The 19,548-nt window shown below is 70.8% G+C and carries 18 protein-coding genes; 11 read left to right on the forward strand and 7 right to left on the reverse strand.

Features of this window, described 5'->3' with window-relative positions; all coding sequences use genetic code 11:
- Positions 1–78: 78 nt before the first annotated feature.
- Positions 79–339, forward strand: coding sequence for a preprotein translocase subunit SecG (gene secG, locus AB0B14_RS23630; protein WP_354994712.1), 261 nt, complete (start codon positions 79–81; stop codon positions 337–339).
- 141 nt (positions 340–480) lie between these two features.
- Entirely contained in the window at positions 481–822 is a 342-nt protein-coding gene (locus AB0B14_RS23635; RefSeq protein ID WP_357069810.1) for an RNA polymerase-binding protein RbpA, read from the forward strand.
- Between the two features lie 31 nt (positions 823–853).
- Here AB0B14_RS23635 and pgl read toward each other — a convergent pair whose 3' ends face one another.
- The 6 genes from pgl to tkt form a co-directional block, all read right to left on the reverse strand.
- Positions 854–1,624, reverse strand: a complete 771-nt coding sequence (gene pgl / locus AB0B14_RS23640; RefSeq protein WP_357069812.1) for a 6-phosphogluconolactonase — start codon at positions 1,622–1,624, stop codon at positions 854–856.
- A 138-nt stretch (positions 1,625–1,762) separates the two neighbouring features.
- Entirely contained in the window at positions 1,763–2,779 is a 1,017-nt protein-coding gene (locus tag AB0B14_RS23645; RefSeq protein WP_357069814.1) for a glucose-6-phosphate dehydrogenase assembly protein OpcA, read from the reverse strand.
- Positions 2,776–4,281: a glucose-6-phosphate dehydrogenase gene (zwf, locus tag AB0B14_RS23650; RefSeq protein ID WP_357069942.1), complete on the reverse strand. Its 1,506-nt coding sequence runs from the start codon at positions 4,279–4,281 to the stop codon at positions 2,776–2,778. Before zwf ends, AB0B14_RS23645 begins: the two co-directional genes overlap by 4 nt.
- Positions 4,282–4,448: 167 nt before the next feature.
- Entirely contained in the window at positions 4,449–6,098 is a 1,650-nt protein-coding gene (locus tag AB0B14_RS23655) for a glucose-6-phosphate isomerase (RefSeq protein WP_357069816.1), read from the reverse strand.
- A 76-nt stretch (positions 6,099–6,174) separates the two neighbouring features.
- Positions 6,175–7,350: a transaldolase gene (tal, locus tag AB0B14_RS23660; RefSeq protein WP_357524197.1), complete on the reverse strand. Its 1,176-nt coding sequence runs from the start codon at positions 7,348–7,350 to the stop codon at positions 6,175–6,177.
- A gap of 15 nt (positions 7,351–7,365) precedes the next feature.
- The gene (gene tkt, locus AB0B14_RS23665) at positions 7,366–9,504 is read right to left on the reverse strand and encodes a transketolase (protein ID WP_357524199.1); all 2,139 of its coding nucleotides are present in this window, start codon (positions 9,502–9,504) and stop codon (positions 7,366–7,368) included.
- A gap of 263 nt (positions 9,505–9,767) precedes the next feature.
- On the opposite strand from tkt, the gene AB0B14_RS23670 reads away from it, so the two are divergent.
- The 3 genes from AB0B14_RS23670 to AB0B14_RS23680 all read left to right on the forward strand — a co-directional run bounded on the left by AB0B14_RS23670 (position 9,768) and on the right by AB0B14_RS23680 (position 12,275).
- Positions 9,768–10,721 (forward strand): heme o synthase, encoded by a 954-nt coding sequence (locus AB0B14_RS23670; protein ID WP_357069822.1) that lies wholly within the window; start codon positions 9,768–9,770, stop codon positions 10,719–10,721.
- Positions 10,722–11,005: 284 nt separating this feature from the next.
- Positions 11,006–11,341 carry a hypothetical protein gene (locus tag AB0B14_RS23675; protein WP_357524201.1) on the forward strand — a complete coding sequence of 112 codons (336 nt, stop codon included), beginning with the start codon at positions 11,006–11,008 and terminating at the stop codon, positions 11,339–11,341.
- A gap of 13 nt (positions 11,342–11,354) precedes the next feature.
- Positions 11,355–12,275: a hypothetical protein gene (locus tag AB0B14_RS23680; protein ID WP_357069827.1), complete on the forward strand. Its 921-nt coding sequence runs from the start codon at positions 11,355–11,357 to the stop codon at positions 12,273–12,275.
- A 236-nt stretch (positions 12,276–12,511) separates the two neighbouring features.
- Here AB0B14_RS23680 and AB0B14_RS23685 read toward each other — a convergent pair whose 3' ends face one another.
- Positions 12,512–13,459, reverse strand: a complete 948-nt coding sequence (locus tag AB0B14_RS23685; protein ID WP_357524203.1) for a COX15/CtaA family protein — start codon at positions 13,457–13,459, stop codon at positions 12,512–12,514.
- Positions 13,460–13,653: 194 nt separating this feature from the next.
- Here AB0B14_RS23685 and AB0B14_RS23690 point away from each other — a divergent pair, with 194 nt between their 5' ends.
- The 6 genes from AB0B14_RS23690 to AB0B14_RS23715 all read left to right on the forward strand — a co-directional run bounded on the left by AB0B14_RS23690 (position 13,654) and on the right by AB0B14_RS23715 (position 19,548).
- Complete coding sequence (locus AB0B14_RS23690) at positions 13,654–14,376, forward strand: ArsR family transcriptional regulator (protein WP_357069944.1); 723 nt, start codon at positions 13,654–13,656, stop codon at positions 14,374–14,376.
- Positions 14,373–15,803: a Fe-S cluster assembly protein SufB gene (gene sufB / locus AB0B14_RS23695; RefSeq protein WP_357069831.1), complete on the forward strand. Its 1,431-nt coding sequence runs from the start codon at positions 14,373–14,375 to the stop codon at positions 15,801–15,803. Before AB0B14_RS23690 ends, sufB begins: the two co-directional genes overlap by 4 nt.
- Positions 15,804–15,894: 91 nt before the next feature.
- Complete coding sequence (gene sufD, locus AB0B14_RS23700; RefSeq protein WP_357069833.1) at positions 15,895–17,094, forward strand: Fe-S cluster assembly protein SufD; 1,200 nt, start codon at positions 15,895–15,897, stop codon at positions 17,092–17,094.
- Entirely contained in the window at positions 17,094–17,420 is a 327-nt protein-coding gene (locus tag AB0B14_RS23705) for a non-heme iron oxygenase ferredoxin subunit (RefSeq protein WP_357069835.1), read from the forward strand. The genes sufD and AB0B14_RS23705 overlap by 1 nt, the downstream gene beginning before the upstream one ends.
- On the forward strand, positions 17,420–18,193 hold the full coding sequence (gene sufC / locus AB0B14_RS23710; protein ID WP_357069837.1) for a Fe-S cluster assembly ATPase SufC: 774 nt from the start codon (positions 17,420–17,422) through the stop codon (positions 18,191–18,193). The genes AB0B14_RS23705 and sufC overlap by 1 nt, the downstream gene beginning before the upstream one ends.
- Before the next feature lie 20 nt (positions 18,194–18,213).
- A complete protein-coding gene (locus AB0B14_RS23715; protein ID WP_357069839.1) occupies positions 18,214–19,548 on the forward strand; it encodes a cysteine desulfurase in 1,335 nt (444 codons plus the stop codon).

Genomic DNA, 19,548 nt, shown 5'->3' on the forward strand with positions numbered 1-19,548 from the left:
ACCGCCCGTCCGCCGGTCGGTGCCACAGTGCCCGATCAGACCGGGCGAGGATCGCTACGAGAGGAACTGACCCCAGCCATGCCGATCTGGTTCGCATACACGTTGATCGTGTTGCTGGTCATCACGAGCATTCTGCTCACCATGCTGATCCTGCTGCACCGCGGCAAGGGCGGCGGTCTGTCGAGCATGTTCGGCGGTGGCGTCAGCTCCAGCCTCGCCGGCTCCTCCGTGGCAGAGAAAAACCTGGACCGTTACACCGTTCTGGTGAGCGTCGTCTGGTTCGCCGCCATCGTCGGGCTCGGGCTCTGGCTGCGCCTCCAAATGAACAGCGGCACCTGAGCGAGCTCGTTGAGTCGTACAATCTGCGCGCGGTCCGTCACCACGACGGGCCGCGCGCAGGCTTTTCTCCGCTGCACCGCGTCGCCCGCCGCCCACCCCTGTTTGACGGCGGGTCCCCTCCGACGACAGGAGCGAGCAGCCGTGCCCAGTGGCAACGTCATCCGCGGCGCCCGAGTCGGGTCCGCACCCATGCGCCCAGACGAACGGCACCAACCCGCCCCCCGACAGGACGTCACCTACTGGTGCCGCAACGATCACCGGATCGACATCCGGATCGCCGCGGACGCCGAGGCGCCGGCCCGGTGGGACTGCCCCCGATGCGGCCTACCCGCCGGCCGGGACGCGCAGAACCCGCCCGGCCGGGTCCGCGCCGAACCGTACAAGAGCCATCTGGCGTACGTGAAGGAGCGGCGCACCGCCGAGGAGGGCGAGGCGCTGCTGAACGAGGCACTGGCGGCGCTGCGCCGCCGCCGCGGCGAGTAGCGGGCTGCTAGCGCAGGCTGGTAGCGGGCTGCTAGCGCAGGCTGCGCAGTCGTGCGGGCACGTCGGCTGCCGCCGCCCGGTCCAGCAGCCAGCGGGTGCGGCCCACGCCGTGCACCCCGGCGGCCGGCAACTGCACCGACCCGGCACCGGCCAACGCCATACCCACCGCGCGGGCCTTGTCGGCCCCGCCGGCCACCAGCCAGACCTCCTCGGCGGTGTTGATCGCCGGCAGGGTGAGCGTGGTCCGCACCGGGGGCGGCTTCGGGCTGCCCCGCACCGCGCTGCACGGCCGGGTCTCGTAGTGCACCGGATGCTCGGGGAAGACCGACGCCACGTGCCCGTCCTCGCCGACGCCCAGCATCAGCACGTCGAAGTGCGGCAGGGTGGCGTGCCCGGGCCGGGCGGCACGCGCCAACTCCTGCGCGTACAGGGCTGCCGCCGCCTCCGGGTCGTTGCCGGCCGGGCCGTCGGAGGCCGGCATCGGGTGCACCCGGGCCGGGTCCAGCGGCACCACGTCCAGCAGGGCGGCCCGGGCCTGGGTCTCGTTGCGGTCCGGATCACCGGCGGGCAGGAACCGCTCGTCGCCCCACCACACGTCGACCCGGGACCAGTCCACCGCGTCGCGGGCGGGCAGTGTCGCCACCGCCCGGTACACGGCGGCGGCGATCCGGCCACCGGTGAGCACCACCGAGGCCGCACCCCGGTCGGCCTGGGCGTCGAGCAGCTTCACCAGCAACCGGGCCGCCACGGCCTGCGCCAGCAGGTCGGCGTCGGCGTGGACGGCGACACTCGCCTCACTCATGGAATGCGCCTTCGTTTCCCGACCGCCCGGCGGTCGCTGTCGCGTCGTGCCCGGGCCGCGATGCCCGAGATGGTGTGTTTGCGGGGCAGCGGCCGGTCCGCACCGGCCCCTGCCCCGACGTCGTGCCCCGGTAGGGCGTCAGCTCTCGCCGCTCGTGCCGGAGTGCGCGGCGACCCCGGCCTCGGCGCGCTGCGCGGTGGCCGGATCTTTCCACACGTGCACCCGCTGCGCGGGACGCTGGTCCAGCCCGCGTAGCCCGATCGTCGCGCCCAGCGCCTCCGCGTACACCTGGTCGGCGTCCAGACGCCGCAGCTCCTCGGCCAACTCGTCACCGAGGGGCCGGCGGACCAGCGGCAACGCCCGGTCGTCCTGGCCGGTACGCCGGAACACCGCCATGCTGTCCTCGCGGGTCAGCACCAGTTGGTCCCCGTTGGCGCAGCTCAACCGCACCTCCCGCATCCGGGGGAACTCGTCGGTGTCCACCCGGTGCGGGGTGATGCCGAGCCGACTGGACAGCCAACCGACCATCAGCGCCGCCGTCGGGTCGGTGGGCGGCGCGACCACCGTCGCCTCGACGACCCGCTCGCTGGCGGTGTCGAACGCCCCCGCGACCAGGGTCCGCCACGGGGTGATCCGGGTCCACGCCAGGTCCGTGTCGCCAGGTGCGTAGTCCCGGGCACGCTGCCGCAGCGCCTCCACCGGGTCGGCGGCCTGCGCCGAGTCGGTGATCCTGCGGTCGGCGACCACCCCGAGGAAGTCGGTGGCGATCTCCGCCGGCGGCTCGCCGTGCCACCAGGTGACCACCGGCACGTCCGGAACCAGCAGCGGCATCACGACCGACTCGGCGTGCAGGGCCAACCGGCCGTACATCCGGGTGACCACCGCCTCGCACGGGCCGAGCCGGCCACCGACCACGATCTCCGCGTCCAACCGGTTGCGGTCCCGCTCGATCTCGGAGCGAACCACCACCACCAGCCGGCACGGGTGGGCGGCGGCGGCGATCGTCGCCGCCGCCTCCGCCTCACGGACCCGCTTCTCGTCCACCACCACGATGAGCGTGAGCGCCATCCCACTGGCCACGCCGCCGGCGCTGCGCCGCTCGGCGGCGAGCGCCTTGACCACCTCGTTGCCGGTGGTGTCCCACAGCCCGATCATGCTCTTCTCCAAGCGCGGCCCTCGCGGGCCAGCATCTCGTCGGAGGCCCGCGGCCCCCACTCGCCGGCCCGGTACGGCTCCGGCTTGGTGCCCGCCCAGGCATGCTCCAGTGGGTCGATCACCTGCCAGCTCTGCTCGACCTCGGCCGCGTCCGGGAACAGGGTGCGGTCGCCGATCAGCACGTCCAGCACCAGCCGCTCGTACGCCTCGGGGCTGGACTCGGTGAACGCCTCGCCGTACTGGAAGTCCATCGCGATGTCGCGGACCTCCATCGTGGTGCCCGGCACCTTGGAGCCGAACTTGAGCACCACGCCCTCGTCCGGCTGCACCCGGATGACCAACTGGTTGTTGCCCAGCGACTCCATGTCGGCGTCGTTGAACGGCAGGTGCGGTGCCTTCTTGAACATGATGGCGACCTCGGTGACCCGCCGGGGCAGTCGCTTGCCGGCCCGGATGTAGAACGGCACCTCCGCCCACCGGCGGTTCTGGATGCCCAGCCGCACCGCCACGTACGTCTCCGTGGTGGAGTCGGCGGGGACGTCGCGCTCCTCCAGGTAGCCGACCGCGCGCTCGCCACCCACCCAGCCGGGCAGGTACTGGCCACGCACGGTGTCGCGCGCCACGTCCTTGGGCAGCGTGATCGCCTTGAGCACCTTCAGCTTCTCGGCCCGGATCTCGTCGGCGTCGAAGCTTGTCGGCTCCTCCATCGCCACCAGGGCCAGCAGTTGCAGGAGGTGGTTCTGGAGCACGTCGCGGGCGGTGCCGACGGTGTCGTAGAAGCCGGCACGGGTGCCGATGCCGACATCCTCGGCCATGGTGATCTGCACCGAGTCGACGTACTTGGAGTTCCACAGGGGCTCGAACAGGTTGTTGGCGAAGCGCAGGGCGAGGATGTTCTGAACTGTCTCCTTGCCCAGGTAGTGGTCGATCCGGAAGACGTCCTCCCGGGTGAACACGTCGTCGACGAGGTCGTTGAGCGACTTCGCCGAGGGCAGGTCGTTGCCGAACGGCTTCTCCACCACGACCCGACGCCAACCGCCGGACTTCTCGTTGTCGGCCATCCCGGTGCGGGCCAGCTGCTTGAGCACGACCGGGAACGCGGCCGGCGGGATGGAGAAGTAGAACGCCGCGTTACCGGTGATGCCGTGCGTCTGGCGCAGGTCGTCGAGCGTCGACGAGAGCTGGTCGAAGGCCGCGTCGTCGTCGAACGACCCGCCGACGAACTTGATGTTGCCGGCCAGCCGCGCCCACACCTCGTCCCGCCACGGGGTACGCGCGTGCTTGCGGGCGGCCTCGCAGGCCAACGTCTCGAAGTCGCCGTCACCCCAGTCGCGGCGAGCGAAGCCGAGCACCACGAAACCGGGCGGCAGCAACCCCCGGTTGGCCAGGTCGTAGACCGCCGGGAGCAGCTTCTTGCGGGCCAGGTCGCCGGTCACCCCGAAGATCACCAGAGCACAGGGCTCCGGGATCCGGGGCAACCGGCGGTCCTGCGGGTCGCGCAGCGGGTTCGTCGCGCCACCCTCGGTTCGCGACTGCGGGGCTCGCGAACCCGGCTCACTCCTCGCGCTCACGGTGCCCCCTCGGTTCGCGACTGCGGGGCTCGCGAACCCGGCTCACTCCTCGCGCTCACGGTGCCCCCTCGCTTCCGCTTCAGTCACGTCGTACATCCTCACGCCCGCAGCGCACCGGCGGCGTCGAGCAGCTGGGCGACACCGGCGGCACGGTCGGTCAGGTGCAGCCGCAGCACCGGGCGCTCCCGCCCGGCGAGGGCCTGCCGGTCACCGGCGGCCTGCGCCGCCTGCAACACACCGAACGTGTACGGCTTGCCCGGCACCGCCAGATCCTCGGCGACCGCACCGGTCACCTGAAGGTAGCTGCCCACCTGTGGGCCGCCCTTGTGGTACTGGCCCGTGGAGTGCAGGAACCGCGGCCCCCAGCCGAAGGTGACCGGCCGCCCGCCCGCCTCGGCGAGCAGCGGCCGCAGCCGGGCCGCGTCGGCGTCGGCGAACCGGTCGAGGTACGCCATCACGGCGAGGTAGCCATCGTCGCCCAGCCCGTCGAGCAGCCAGCGCAGCACCCCGGCCAGGTCACCCGGAGCGCCCTGCGGGGCGTACACCTCGATCGCGCCCTCGGTGAACGACGGCGACTCCGCCGGCAGGCCCGAGGCCAGGATCTTGTTGGTGTTCTCCTTGGACTCGGTGACGTTCGGCTGGTTGAACGGGTCGATACCGAGCACCACGCCGGCCACCGCCGTCGCGTACTCCCAGGCCAGGAACTGCGCGCCCAACGGGCCGTTGACGGCCACGTCCGGGGTGGCGCCGCCACCCGGCACGTCACCGGGGGCGAGCGAGCCGCCGTAGCTGACCGTCAGCACGTCGGCCCCGGTCGCACCGGGGCTGCCCGGGGACTCCACGACCACCGGGAGGATGCCCACCCCGGCCTTGCCCGTCGACTCGGCGATCAGCTGCTCGGCCCAGTCGCCGAGCCCGTCGATACCGGTGCCGTCGGAGACCAGGGCGACCTTGTCCCGGGCCAGCGTGGCCGCGGCACCCAGGGCGGCACCCAGCGCCAGCGCCGGATTGTCCCGGTCCCCGCCGAACGACGCGGCCAGCGCGTCGGCCTGGTCGAGCAGCTCCGCGACCTCCACCCCGGCCAGCGCCGAGGGCACCAGCCCGAACGCGGTGAGCGCCGAGTACCGGCCGCCCACGTTCGGGTCGGCGAGCACGGTGAACGCGCCCATCTCCGCGGCGGTGGCCTCCAGCGGCGAACCCGGGTCGGTGACGATGACGAAGTGCCGACCGGCCTCCGCCTCGGTCATCCCGGCATCCAGGAACGCCTGCCAGTAGGCACGTCGGTGGCTGTCGGTCTCCACCGTCGAGCCGGACTTGCTGGCCACCACCACCACTGTGCGTTCCAGCCGGTCACCGAGCGCCGCCCGGACCTGGCCCGGGTCGGTGGTGTCCAGCACGGTCAGCGGGCGACCCAGGGTCCGGGTGATCACCTCGGGGGCCAGCGACGAGCCACCCATGCCGGCGAGCACCACGTGGTCCAGGTCGGCCAGCTCCGCTTTCAGCTCGGCCAACTGCGCCAGCAGCTCCCGGCTGCGCCGGTGGGTGTCGACCCAGCCGAGGCGGACCTTCGCCTCGGCTTCGGCGTCCGGACCCCAGAGGCTCGCGTCCTTGCCCGCCAACCTGCCCGGGACGCCGGCCTTGACCAGCGCCTCCCGGGTCGACGCGGGCGCGGACTTGTCGACCGCGTCCGCGCCGTACACGGCGAGCCCGGCAGCGGCCTCCACCGGCCCCGCAAGTAGGTCGCTCATGCCGTCACTCCGCTTCGCTGCGTGCCGTCATGAGGCACCTTCGCACTGAGCCTGCTGATTCGCTCGATGCGCTCGCTCATGCGCCACCGGCCTTCTCGGCGCCCTTGGCGTTGCCCTTGGCGGCCTTGTTCGGCGCACCCTTGCCCTCGGCCGCCGCCTTCAGCGACTTACGGACGCCGTCGAGCAGCTCCTGCCAGCTGGCCTCGAACTTCTCCACGCCCTCGCGCTCCAGGGTGGCGATCACGTCGGCCATGTCCACCCCGACCGACTCCAGGTCCGCGAAGACCTTGCGGGCCGCGTCGTAGGCGCCGGTGATGGTGTCGCCGCGGGTCTCGCCATGATCGGCGTACGCGTGGATGACCGACTCCGGCATGGTGTTGACGGTGCCGGGGGCGATCAGCTCCTCGACGTAGATCACGTCGCGGTAGTCCGGGTTCTTCGTCGAGGTGGACGCCCACAGCGGCCGCTGCGGGTGCGCCCCGGCGGCGGCGAGCGCCTTCCACCGGTCGGAGGAGAACACCTCGCTGTAGCGCTCGTACGCCAGCTGGGCGTTCGCGATGGCGGCCTTGCCCTTCAGGGCCTTGGCCTGGTCGGAGCCGATCTTCTCGAGCCTCTTGTCGACCTCGGAGTCGACCCGGGAGACGAAGAACGACGCCACCGAGCCGATCTTCGACAGGTCGTGGCCGTTGGCCTTGGCCTGCTCCAGACCGGAGAGGAACGCCTCCATGACCGCCGAGTAGCGGTCCAGGCCGAAGATCAGCGTCACGTTGACGCTGATCCCCTCGGCGAGCGTGTCGGTGATCGCCGACAGGCCGGCCTCGGTGGCCGGGATCTTGATGTAGAGGTTGGGGCGGTCGACCAGCCACCACAGGGCCTTGGCCTCGGCCACCGTCTTGTCGCTGTCGTGTGCCACCCGGGGGTCCACCTCGATGGAGACCCGACCGTCGACGCCGTCGCTGCCGTCGTAGGACGGACGCATCACGTCGCAGGCCCACCGCACGTCGTAGGTGGTGAGCATGCGCACCGACTCCTCGACCTCGATGCCACGGGTGGCGAGGTCGTGCAGCTGCCAGTTGTACTCGTCGGCGTCGCTCAGCGCCTTAGCGAAGATCGTCGGGTTGGTGGTGACACCGGCCACGTGCTTCTCGCGGCGGAGCTGGTCCAGCCCGCCGGAGCTCAACCGCACCCGGGAAAGATCGTCGAGCCACACCGCCACGCCCGCGGCGGTGAGCTCATTCAGCTTGTCGGTCATGCCGTCCACGCTCCCTCAGTTGCCGGTCGTGAAACCGGTGATGTCGCCCACCCGGGCCAGCGAGGCGTGTGCCGCCGCCACGATCCGGTCGGGGGTGAACCCGAACTGCTCGAAGAGCACGGTGTGCGGGGCACTCGCCCCGTAGTGCTCCAGGCTGACGCTCTCGCCCAGATCACCGACGACGCCACGCCACGACATCGCGATGCCCGCTTCCACGCTCACCCGTGCCTTTACCCCGCGTGGCAGCACCGACTCCCGGTACGCCTCATCCTGCTCGTAGAACCACTCCTGGCAGGGCATCGAGACGACCCGGGTCGGGGTGCCGTCGGCCTCCAGCCGCTCCCGGGCGGTCAGGCAGAGCTGCACCTCGGAGCCGGTGCCGACGATGATCACCTGCGGCTTGCCGTTGGACGCCTCGGCCAGCACGTAACCGCCCTTGGCCACGCCGTCCGCATCGCCCAGGACCTCCCGGTCCAGGGTCGGCAGCGGCTGACGGCTCAGCGCCATGGCAGTCGGCCGGTCGGTGTGCTCCAGCGCCAGCCGCCACGCCCAGGCCGTCTCGTTGGCGTCCGCCGGGCGGACCACGTCCAGGCCCGGAATGGCCCGCAGCGCGGTCAGGTGCTCCACCGGCTGGTGGGTCGGGCCGTCCTCGCCGAGGCCGATCGAGTCGTGCGTCCAGACGTAGGTGACCGGCAGGCCCATCAACGCGGCCAGCCGCACCGACGGGCGCATGTAGTCGCTGAACACCAGGAACGTGCCGCCGTACGGGCGGGTGCCGCCGTGCAGGGCGATGCCGTTGAGGATCGCGCCCATGGCGTGCTCACGGATGCCGAAGTGCAGCGTGCGGCCGTACTCGTGACCGGGGAAGTCCTTGGTGGCGTGGGTGGCCGGGATGAACGACGGCTCGCCCTTCATGGTGGTGTTGTTGCTCTCGGCCAGGTCGGCCGAACCACCCCACAGCTCCGGCAGCACCGGCGCGAGCGCCTCCAGCACCTTGCCGGACGCGGCCCGGGTGGCCACGCCCTTGGCGTCGGCGGGGAAGACCGGCAGCGCGTCGGTCCAGCCGTCCGGCAGCACCCGGCCGGCCAACCGCTCGTAGAGCGCGGTGCGCTCCGGGTTGGCCTTCTTCCAGGCGTCGAACGCGGTGGTCCACTGCTGCTCGGCCTCGGAGCCGCGGCCCATCACCGAACGGGCGTGGGTGAGCACGTCCTCGTCGACCTGGAAGGTCTGCTCCGGGTCGAAGCCGAGGATCCGCTTGGTGGCCTTCACCTCGTCGGCGCCGAGCGCCGAGCCGTGGATCTTGCCGGTGTTCTGCTTGTTGGGGGCGGGCCAGCCGATGATGGTGCGCAGCGCGATGAAGGAGGGACGGCCGGTCTCCGAACGGGCGGCCACCAGCGCCGCGTACAGCGCCTCGGCGTCCTCGTGGTAGTCGCCCTGGTCGGCGTCGCCGCTGCGCCAGTCGACGGTCTGCACGTGCCAGCCGTACGCCTCGTAGCGGGCGGCCACGTCCTCGCTCTTGGCGATCCGGGTGTCGTCCTCGATGGAGATCTCGTTGTCGTCGTAGATCACCGTGAGGTTGCCCAGCTGCTGGTGCCCGGCGAGGGCGCTGGCCTCGTGGCTGATGCCCTCCTCGATGTCGCCGTCGGAGACGATGCACCAGATGTCGTGGTCGAAGACCGACGCGCCCGGCTCGGCCTCGGGGTCGAACAGGCCGCGCTCGCGGCGGGCCGCCATGGCCATGCCGACCGCGTTGCCCAGGCCCTGCCCGAGCGGGCCGGTGGTGGTCTCCACGCCCGGGGTGTGCCCGTGCTCGGGGTGACCCGGGGTCTGCGAGCCCCACTGCCGCAGCGACTTGAGGTCGTCCAGGCTCAACGGGTAACCGGACAGGAAGAGCTGGATGTAGAGCGTCAGGCTGGAGTGCCCGGCGGAGAGGACGAACCGGTCCCGGCCGGGCCAGTTCGGGTCGGCCGGGTTGTGCCGCATGACGCGGTTGAAGAGGAGGTACGCCGCGGGCGCGAGGCTCATCGCGGTGCCCGGGTGGCCGTTGCCGGATTTCTCTACGGCGTCCATGGCCAGCACGCGGACGGTATCGACGGCCCGGCGATCGAGGTCGGACCAGTTCAGTGCGGAGTGCTCGGGTCGTTTGGCAGCCACGATGGTTGTGCTCCTCGGCAGATGGGCGGAACCCTCACCGATGACCTTATCGAGCGTCCCTAAACCCGCGCCCGGGGATCTCATCATGGTGTGCGCGACGTGACGTTCCGGATGCCTGGCTCAACTCGGTGGTGTGACGGCCCGCACCGTTGTCGGGTCGGCCGGGCAGCCAAAACGACAACGCGTAGTGTGTGGGTCGGCGTGCGGGCCCGAGCGGCCCGCCGATCCGATCTCCCCGTGCCGATGCCGGAAGGTGCCAATCCGTGAGCATGATCACCGAGCGCCCCGCGAGCAACCCGGCCGGGCAACACCCGGCACGGGCGGCCGAGGGTCCGGTGGCCCGGCGGGACGTGCGTGGGGTCCTCTCGGCGTACGTGGCGCTCACCAAGCCGCGGATCGTCGAGTTGCTGCTGGTCACCACCATCCCGGCGATGATGCTCGCCGACGGCGGGCTCCCGTCGCTGTGGCTGATGGCCGTCGTGCTGATCGGCGGCTCGCTCGCCGCGGGCGCGGCAAGCGTGCTCAACTGCTACATCGACCGGGACATCGACCAGTTGATGCGGCGTACGAAGCGGCGGCCGCTGCCGGCGCACACCGTGTCACCGCGTAACGCGCTGGTCTTCGGTCTGGTGTTGGCGGCGGTGTCGATCGCCCTGATGGCGGCGTTCACCAACCTGCTCGCCGCCGGGCTGACCCTCGCCGCGATCGTCTACTACGACGTCATCTACACGCTGTGGCTCAAGCGCTCCACCCCGACCAACACCTTCTGGGGTGGCGCCTGCGGGGCGGCCCCGGTGCTGATCGGCTGGGCGGCGGTCACCGGCTCACTGGCGCCGGCCGCCTGGGGGCTCTTCGCGGTGGTCTTCTTCTGGCAGATGCCGCACTTCTACCCGCTCGCCATGAAGTACAAGGACGACTACGCCCGCGCCGGGATCCCGATGCTGCCGGTGGTGGCCTCGGTCCGCCGGGTGAACGCCGAGATCCTGATCTTCGCGTGGCTCACCGTGCTCACCTCCCTCGCGGTCTGGCCGCTGGGGCTCAGCGCGATCTACGGGGTGCCGACCCTGGTGGTCGGTGCCATCTTCGTGGTCGAGGCACACCGACTCTGCCGGCGTGCGACGCGGGGCGAGGCGGTCAAGCCGATGCGGCTGTTCCACTGGTCCACGACGTACCTGACGATCGTGTTCGCGGCCGTCGCGCTCGACGCGCTGATCTGACCTGCCCTCCCAGACCGCGGCTCGGCCGCCGGGACTCTCCTGACTAATCACGGGCATGGATGAGTTGTCCGGGTTTAACGTCACATAAGAGTAACTTTCAGCATGAGCCGGATCGGCTCAACTGCGCGGGTTGGAGCACGGTTTGCCCGCTCCCTTTGTGCGGGAAAGTCCGGATATAGCCGGACAGGAAACCCGTGATCCTTCTCAAACCTTTAGGTAATTGGCATCACAAAAGGTTCATGGTTCTCGCCCGGGAGGGTGCAGGTCTGCTTAGGCTTCGCGTTATGGCAGATGGTTCCGATACGACGATGACGGCCGAGCAGACCGCCGCCGAGCAGCCCCCCCAGGGCCTGGTCGCGGGCCTCAAGGCGTTCGCCGCCGGCCACGGCGGTGCGAAGGCGGTCATCGAGTACGTCGGCAAGCGTGGCGCGCGAATCGTCCTGGTGGGTTCCGACGGCGAGTGGGGCGACCAGTTCGCCGACGACACCGTCACCGCCCGGGAGGCGTGCGCCGAGGCGGGAGTCACCGTCGAGAACGCCTGGGAGCGTGAACTGATGGACCAGATGCGTCCGAGCAACGACCTCTGGCGGTCGATGGCCCGGCGCACGATGGCTCGCTGAGCAGCCAACCGAATTGACCACCCACCACCAGTCGACCCGGGGGAAACCCCGGGTCGCTCTCGTCACCTGTGCCGACCTCGTCGATCTCGACCCGGACGACCGGCTGGTCCTCGCTCCACTGACGGCCCGGGGCATCTCCGTCGAGACCGCGGTGTGGGACGACCCCGACGTCGACTGGTCCTCCTACGACCTGGTCGTGCTCCGCTCACCCTGGGACTACGCGCTACGCCGCGACGAGTTCGTCGCCTGGGCGGCCACCGTCGCGGCGTTGGTCAACCCGGCCGACGTGGTCCGCTGGAACACCGACAAGCGCTACCTCGCCGAGCTGAGCGCCGCCGGGGTGCCGACCGTGCCGACGGCCTGGATCGCGCCGGGGGAGAGCTGGCAGCCACCGGCCGAGACCGGCGAGTACGTGCTCAAGCCCGCCGTGAGCGCCGGCAGTCAGGACACCGGCCGCTACGACCTGGCCGACCCGGAACACCGGGACCTGGCCGCCGCACACGTCCGCCGGCTCTCCGACGCCGGCCGGGTGACCATGGTCCAGCCGTACCTGCGTGCCATCGACACCGAGGGCGAGACCGCACTGCTCTTCCTGGCCGGCCCGGACGGGCTCACGTTCAGCCACGCGATCCGCAAGGGTCCGATGCTGACCGGTCCGGACCTCGGCCCGGACGGGCTCTACAAGGCCGAGGAGATCACCACCCGTACCGCCCGGCCCGCCCAACTGGCGGTGGCCGAGAAGACCCTCGCCACGGTGCCCGGCGGCACGCGGCAACTGCTCTACGCCCGGGTCGACCTGATCCCCGGCCCGGACGGCGAGCCGGTCCTGGTCGAGCTGGAACTGACCGAGCCGTCACTGTTCATCGGGTACGCGGACGGAGCCCCCGACCGTCTCGCCGCCGCGATCGCCACCCACCTGACCCGCGGGGCCTGACCGGCACGGCCGGGCTCCCGGCGGCGATCGCACAGTCAGGATCCGCCCGCAGAGCGCCTTGATCGACTCGGCTTTCTGAAAGTCGGCCCGTCAGATCGACCCGGACACCGCGACTTCCTGAAAACCGAGTCGATCAAGGCCATGCGGGCGGGCGGCGCGCGGGGCGGGCGGGGCGGGCGGGACTGCGGGGTGCGCGGGGCCTGCGGGGTGCGCGGGGCCTGGGGGGCGGGCGGGGGTCAGACGGTGGCCGGGACGGGGGCGGCGGCGTCGGCCGGGGTGGCCTCGGCCGCCGGGGCGACCGGGCGGCGCTCGCGGGTCGACCACTGCACCGAGAGGGTGGCCAGCAGCACCAGGCAGGCGCCGAGCATGTGCGCGCCGACCAGGAGCGCCGGCACGTGGGTGAAGTACTGCACGAAACCGATCACACCCTGACCCAGCTCCACGGCGACCAGGACGATCGCGGCACGGGTGGCCCGGCGCGCACCCACGGCGCGGAACGCGAAGATCAGCGCCACCGAGAGGCCGATCAGCAGGAAGACCCCGTCGGCGTGCACCTGGGAGATCGACTCCGGGTCCAGTCCGTTGCGGGCCGCGCCGTGGTCGCCGGCGTGTGGACCGCTGCCGGTGACCCAGGTGCCGATGACCAGCACCGCGACGGCGACGCCGGTGGTGACGCGGGCCAGCGCGCGCAGCGGTGTGGGCACCACGGCCACGGTCGGGCCGTCCGGGTCGCCGATGCGCCGCCAGAGGGCGTACGCGGCGGCGATCACCGCCATCGAGGCCAGGAAGTGCAGGCCGACCACCCATGGGTTGAGGTTGGTGAGCACGGTGATGCCACCGACCACCGCCTGGGCGGGGATGCCCAGGAAGACGGCGACCGCGAGGGGCAGCAGCCCGGGTCGCCGCGCCCGCAGTGTCAGGACGGCCAGCAGCGTGGCCAGCGCGATCAGGCCGACCGCGAAGGTCAGCATCCGGTTGCTGAACTCGATCACCCCGTACACCCCCATCTCGGGGGTGGTGACGTACGAATCGTCGGTGCACCGGGGCCAGGTGGGGCAGCCGAGGCCCGAGGCGGTCAGTCGGACGGCTCCGCCGGTGACGACGATGCCCACGTTCGCGATGATCGAGGCGAGCGCGAGGCGGCGCAGCAGGATGCCGGGGACCGGACGGACGATTCGGTTCACGGCGCAAATCCTACGCACTGTAGTGATCGAGGTTCGTCCGACTCCGTCGGCTCGGTGGTTCGGATCACCGGGGCCCGGGTTTGCGACCCTCCGGGTAATTACGTAACGTTGGCGTTGTGAAAAACGCGGCGGCGCTTCCGGGGCACCAGCCGACGGCTGTCCGAGCCGTCGGTGCGTCCGCGTCCGCGCCGGTCGTGACCGCCTCGGTGGCACCCGCTGGTGCCACGGCGGCAGAGAGTTCCACCCGTGACCGGGTCACCCAACTGCTGCTGGAGCGGGGTGCGACGACCGCCGCGCAGCTTGGCGCGGCCCTCGGGCTCAGCCCGGCGGCGATCCGCCGGCACCTCGACGCGATGCTCGCCGACGGCGACGTGTACGCCCGCGAGCAAGCCGTACAGGGCAGCCGCGGTCGGGGGCGTCCGGCCAAGGTGTTCATGCTGACCGAGGCCGGTCGGGTTCGCTGTGGCACCCATCACTACGACAACATGGCCACCGCCGCACTGCGCTGGATCGCCCGCGGCGGCGGGTCGGACGCGGTCGAGGCGTTCGCCACCGAGCAGGTCTCCGCTCTGGAGTCGCGCTGTCGGGCGGCCATGGAGGACGCCGGCGACGACCCTCTCGCCCGAGCCGAGGCACTCGCCGCGGCTCTCACCGCCGAGGGTTACGCTGCCAACGCGACCACGATCGCCTCCGGCGGTCAGCTCTGCCAGCACCATTGTCCGGTGGCGCACGTGGCCGCCGAGTTTCCTCAGCTGTGCGAGGCCGAGACCGCGGTGATCTCCCGTCTGGTCGGCACCCACGTGCAGCGCCTTGCCACCATCGCGCACGGCGACGGGGTGTGCACCACGCACATTCCGACCCAGCCGGGGCGTGCTCAATCCGGTAATCCCGTCACCACTGTGAGGACAGATAGATGACCGAGCAGATCGTCCAGCCCCTGACCCAGGAAGAGCAGCTTGCCGCCCTGGGCCGGTACGAGTACGGCTGGTCCGACCCGGACGCCGCCGGGGCGGTCGCCCAGCGCGGCATCAACGAGGCGGTGGTGCGGGACATCTCGGCCAAGAAGAGCGAGCCGGCGTGGATGCTCGACCTGCGGCTGAAGGGTCTGCGGCTGTTCGGCCGCAAGCCGATGCCGGCCTGGGGCGCGGACCTCACCGGCATCGACTTCGACAACATCAAGTACTTCGTGCGGTCCACCGAGAAGCAGGCCACCAGCTGGGAGGACCTGCCCGAGGACATCAAGAACACCTACGACCGGCTGGGCATCCCGGAGGCGGAGAAGCAGCGCCTGGTCGCCGGTGTCGCGGCGCAGTACGAGTCCGAGGTCGTCTACCACAAGATCCGTGAGGACCTTGAGGAGCAGGGCGTCCTCTTCCTGGACACCGACACCGCGCTGCGCGAGCACGAGGACGTCTTCAAGGAGTACTTCGGCACGGTGATCCCGGTCGGCGACAACAAGTTCGCCGCCCTGAACACCTCCGTGTGGTCCGGCGGCTCGTTCATCTACGTGCCGAAGGGTGTGCAGGTGGAGATCCCGCTGCAGGCCTACTTCCGGATCAACACGGAGAACATGGGCCAGTTCGAGCGGACGCTGATCATCGTCGACGAGGGTGCGTACGTGCACTACGTCGAGGGCTGCACCGCGCCGCTCTACTCCTCCGACTCGCTGCACAGCGCGGTCGTGGAGATCATCGTGAAGAAGAACGCGCGCTGCCGCTACACGACCATCCAGAACTGGTCGAACAACGTCTACAACCTGGTCACCAAGCGCGCCGTCTGCCACGAGGGCGCGACCATGGAGTGGGTCGACGGCAACATCGGCTCCAAGGTGACCATGAAGTACCCGGCGGTCTACATGACCGGCGAGCACGCCAAGGGTGAGGTGCTCTCGGTGGCGATGGCCGGCGAAGGTCAGCACCAGGACGCCGGCGCCAAGATGGTGCACGCCGCGCCGCACACCTCCTCGACCATCATCTCCAAGTCGATCGCCCGTGGCGGCGGCCGCACCTCGTACCGGGGTCTGGTGCAGGTGCTTGAGGGTTCGCACCACAGCCGCAGCACGGTCAAGTGCGACGCGCTGCTCGTCGACACCATCTCCCGCTCGGACACCTACCCGTACGTCGACATCCGCGAGGACGACGTGTCGATGGGGCACGAGGCGACCGTCTCCAAGATCAGCGACGACCAGCTCTTCTACCTGATGAGCCGGGGCCTGAGCGAGGACGAGGCGATGGCCATGATCGTGCGCGGCTTCATCGAGCCGATCGCCAAGGAGCTCCCGATGGAGTACGCCCTGGAGCTCAACCGCCTGATCGAGCTTCAGATGGAGGGTGCGGTCGGCTGACGCCGCCGCTCCCGCCGGGCGGGCCGGAACGTCGGCCCGCCCGCACCCGGCCCCAACCTCGTCGTCACGGAACAGACAGACCAAGGAAGACATGACTACCCAGGCTTCCGCGCCGCCTCCCAGCACCAAGTCGCAGGCGCTGCGCTCGTACGACGTCGCCGACTTCCCGGCCCTCACCGGCCTGGAGGAGGAGTGGCGTTTCACCCCGCTCAAGCGCCTCCGCGGCCTGACAGGCGACGGCTCCAGATCGCTGCGCGGCGCCAGCCGCGCCGAGCTGGAGTCGTCGGATGCGGCGCCGGCCGCGACCGGCGCGGTCCGACACGAGTACGGTGCCCTGCCCGAGGGCGTCGCCATCACCCGGGTCGGCCGCGACGACGAGCGGGTCGGCAGCGTGCTGACCCCGGTCGACCGGGTCAGCGCGCTGGCCTACGGTGCCGCCGCCGACGCCCTGCTGCTGCGGGTGGCCGAAGACGTGGTGCTCGGCGAGCCGGTGCGTCTGCGGGTGGTCGGCCAGGGCGTCGAGCAGCCGGCGTTCGGTCACACCTTCGTCGAGGTGGGCCGGTTCGCCGAGGCGACAGTGGTCGTGGAGTACGTCGGGTCGGCCACCCTGGCCGACAACGTCGAGGTGGCCGTGACCGACGGCGCGAAGCTGACGCTTGTCACGATCGCCGACTGGGCCGACGACGCGGTCCAGGCCCAGCACCTGAAGATCAAGCTGGGCCGGGACGCCAAGGTCATCCACATCCAGGTGTCCCTGGGCGGCGACCTGGTCCGGCAGTTCACCAGCGTGGAATACACCGGTCGGGGTGGCGAGGCCGAGCTGTACGGCGTCTACTTCGCCGACTCCGGCCAGCACCTGGAGCACCGGCAGTTGGTCGACCACTCCGTGCCGGACTGCCGCAGCTACGTCGGTTACCGGGGCGCCCTGCAGGGCGAGAGCGCGCACACCGTCTGGGTCGGTGACGTGCTGATCCGGGCCGAGGCGACCGGCACCGACACGTACGAGATCAACCGGAACCTGCTGCTCACCGACGGCGCGCGGGCGGACTCCGTACCCAATCTGGAGATCGAGACCGGCGAGATCGCCGGCGCCGGCCACGCCAGCGCGACCGGCCGCTTCGACGACGAGCAGTTGTTCTACCTGATGGCCCGGGGCATTCCGGAGAGTGAGGCCCGCCGGCTGGTGGTCCGCGGCTTCTTCGCCGAGCTGATCAACAAGATCCCGGTGGAGTCGCTGCGCGAGAGCCTCGGCGACGCGATCGAGGCCCGGCTCACCAAGGCGGGCGCCTGATGATCCGCCTCTGCTCCACCGAGGACGTGCCGAAGGGCACCGCGATCAGCGCGGACGTCGACGGCACCCCGATCGCGCTCGTGCACGGCGAGGACGGCGAGTTCTACGCCGCCTACGACGAGTGCTCGCACGCCGCGGTCGCCCTCTCCGAGGGTGAGGTGGACGGCTGCACGCTGGAGTGCTGGCTGCACGGCTCGCGCTTCGACCTGCGCACCGGGCAGCCCTCCGGTCTGCCGGCCACCGAACCCGTCCCCGTCTACCCCGTCGAAGTCCGCGACGGCGACATCTACCTCAGCCTGACGCCGAGTAATGGAGTGACCCGATAATGAGCACCCTGGAGATCCGCGACCTGAAGGTGTCGGTCAAGCTGCCCGAGGGTGAGCTCAAGCCGATCCTGGCCGGCGTCGACCTGACCGTGAAGTCCGGTGAGACCCACGCGATCATGGGCCCGAACGGTTCCGGCAAGTCCACGCTTGCGTATTCGATCGCCGGTCACCCCAAGTACGAGATCACCGGCGGCACGGTGACCCTCGACGGCGAGGACGTGCTCGCCATGACCGTCGACGAGCGGGCCCGCGCCGGCCTCTTCCTGGCCATGCAGTACCCGGTCGAGGTGCCCGGCGTCTCGGTGGCCAACTTCCTGCGGACCGCGAAGACCGCCATCGACGGCGAGGCGCCGAAGCTGCGCACCTGGGGTGGCGAGCTGCGCGGCGCGATGGAGCGCCTGCAGATGGATCCGGCGTTCGCCCAGCGCAACGTCAACGAGGGCTTCTCCGGCGGTGAGAAGAAGCGGCACGAGATCGTCCAGTTGGAGCTGCTCAAGCCGAAGATCGCGATCCTCGACGAGACCGACTCCGGCCTCGACGTGGACGCGCTGCGCGTGGTCAGCGAGGGCGTCAACCGGGTCCGCGACAACGGCGACACCGGCATGCTGCTGATCACCCACTACACGCGGATCCTGCGCTACATCAAGCCGGACTTCGTGCACGTGTTCGTGGCCGGCCGGATCGTCGAGCAGGGCGGCCCGGAGCTGGCCGACAAGCTCGAGGCCGAGGGCTACGAGCGGTACGCCGCCGGGGCCGGCACGGCCAAGGCCTGAGCGGGAGAGGCGCTGTCGAGATGACCAGCATCGCGATCCCCGCGGGGATGCCACAGTACGACGACGTGCCGCGTTTCGACGTGGCCCGGGTGCGTGCCGACTTCCCGATCCTCGATCGGGACATCAACGGGCACCCGCTGGTCTACCTCGACAGCGCCAACACCTCGCACAAGCCCCGCCAGGTGCTCGACGTGCTCGACGAGCACTACACGCGGCACAACGCCAACGTGTCGCGCTCGGTGCACACGCTGGGCACCGAGGCCACCGAGGCGTACGAGGGGGCGCGGGCCAAGATAGCGGCGTTCATCAACGCGCCGAGCGTCGACGAGGTGGTGTTCACGAAGAACTCCACCGAGGCGATCAACATCGTGGCGTACGCCTTCTCGAACGCCTCGCTGCGCGCGGACGCCTCTGCGCTGGCTGCTCCGTCCCGCGAGACGGACGAGCGTTTCCGGCTCGGTCCGGGCGACGAGGTGGTGATCTCCGAGATGGAGCACCACTCGAACATCGTCCCGTGGCAGCTGCTCTGCGAGCGCACCGGCGCGACCCTGCGCTGGTTCCCGGTCACCGAGCAGGGCCGGCTGGACGAGTCGGGCCTGGCCGACCTGGTCACCGAACGGACGAAGATCGTCTCGCTGGTGCACATGTCCAACATCCTCGGCACCGTCAACGCCACCTCCCGGATCACCGCGCGGGTCCGTGAGGTGGGCGCGTTGCTGCTGCTGGACTGCTCACAGTCGGTGCCGCACCTGCCCATCGACGTGGTCGACCTGGACGCCGACTACATCGTCTTCACCGGGCACAAGATGCTCGGCCCGACCGGCATCGGCGTGCTCTGGGGTCGGGGCGAGCTGCTGGCGGCCATGCCGCCGGTGTTCGGCGGCGGTTCGATGATCGAGACGGTCACCATGGCCCGCTCGACGTTCGCCGCGCCGCCGGCCCGCTTCGAGGCGGGCACCCCGCCGATCGCCGAGGCGGTCGCGCTCGGTGCGGCGGTGGACTACCTCACCGGCATCGGCATGCCGGCCATCCAGTGGCACGAGAAGGAGCTGACGGCGTACGCGCTGGACGCCCTCGGCTCGGTGCCCGACCTGCGGATCTTCGGCCCGACCGTGCCGGTCGGCCGGGGCGGCACCATCTCGTTCGCGCTCGGTGACGTGCACCCGCACGACGTGGGTCAGGTGCTCGACTCGCTGGGCGTGCAGGTGCGGGTGGGCCACCACTGTGCCAAGCCGGTGTGCAGCCGGTTCGGTGTCCCGGCGATGACCCGGGCCTCGTTCTACCTCTACACCACCACCGAGGAGATCGACGCTCTGGTGGCCGGTCTGGAGCAGGTGCGGAAGGTGTTCGACTGA

It is taken from the genome of Micromonospora sp. NPDC049171 (genome assembly GCF_040648275.1).
Classification (GTDB): Bacteria; Actinomycetota; Actinomycetes; order Mycobacteriales; family Micromonosporaceae; genus Micromonospora.

What these genes read in the sequence shown, in the direction of transcription:
- secG (WP_354994712.1), top strand. Translation starts at nt 79, where the DNA reads ATGCCGATCTGGTTCGCATACACGTTGATCGTGTTGCTGGTCATCACG.
- pgl (WP_357069812.1), bottom strand. Translation starts at nt 1,624, where the DNA reads ATGAGTGAGGCGAGTGTCGCCGTCCACGCCGACGCCGACCTGCTGGCG.
- AB0B14_RS23645 (WP_357069814.1), bottom strand. Translation starts at nt 2,779, where the DNA reads ATGATCGGGCTGTGGGACACCACCGGCAACGAGGTGGTCAAGGCGCTC.
- AB0B14_RS23655 (WP_357069816.1), bottom strand. Translation starts at nt 6,098, where the DNA reads ATGAGCGACCTACTTGCGGGGCCGGTGGAGGCCGCTGCCGGGCTCGCC.
- tal (WP_357524197.1), bottom strand. Translation starts at nt 7,350, where the DNA reads ATGACCGACAAGCTGAATGAGCTCACCGCCGCGGGCGTGGCGGTGTGG.
- AB0B14_RS23675 (WP_357524201.1), top strand. Translation starts at nt 11,006, where the DNA reads ATGGCAGATGGTTCCGATACGACGATGACGGCCGAGCAGACCGCCGCC.
- sufB (WP_357069831.1), top strand. Translation starts at nt 14,373, where the DNA reads ATGACCGAGCAGATCGTCCAGCCCCTGACCCAGGAAGAGCAGCTTGCC.
- sufD (WP_357069833.1), top strand. Translation starts at nt 15,895, where the DNA reads ATGACTACCCAGGCTTCCGCGCCGCCTCCCAGCACCAAGTCGCAGGCG.
- AB0B14_RS23705 (WP_357069835.1), top strand. Translation starts at nt 17,094, where the DNA reads ATGATCCGCCTCTGCTCCACCGAGGACGTGCCGAAGGGCACCGCGATC.
- sufC (WP_357069837.1), top strand. Translation starts at nt 17,420, where the DNA reads ATGAGCACCCTGGAGATCCGCGACCTGAAGGTGTCGGTCAAGCTGCCC.
- AB0B14_RS23715 (WP_357069839.1), top strand. Translation starts at nt 18,214, where the DNA reads ATGACCAGCATCGCGATCCCCGCGGGGATGCCACAGTACGACGACGTG.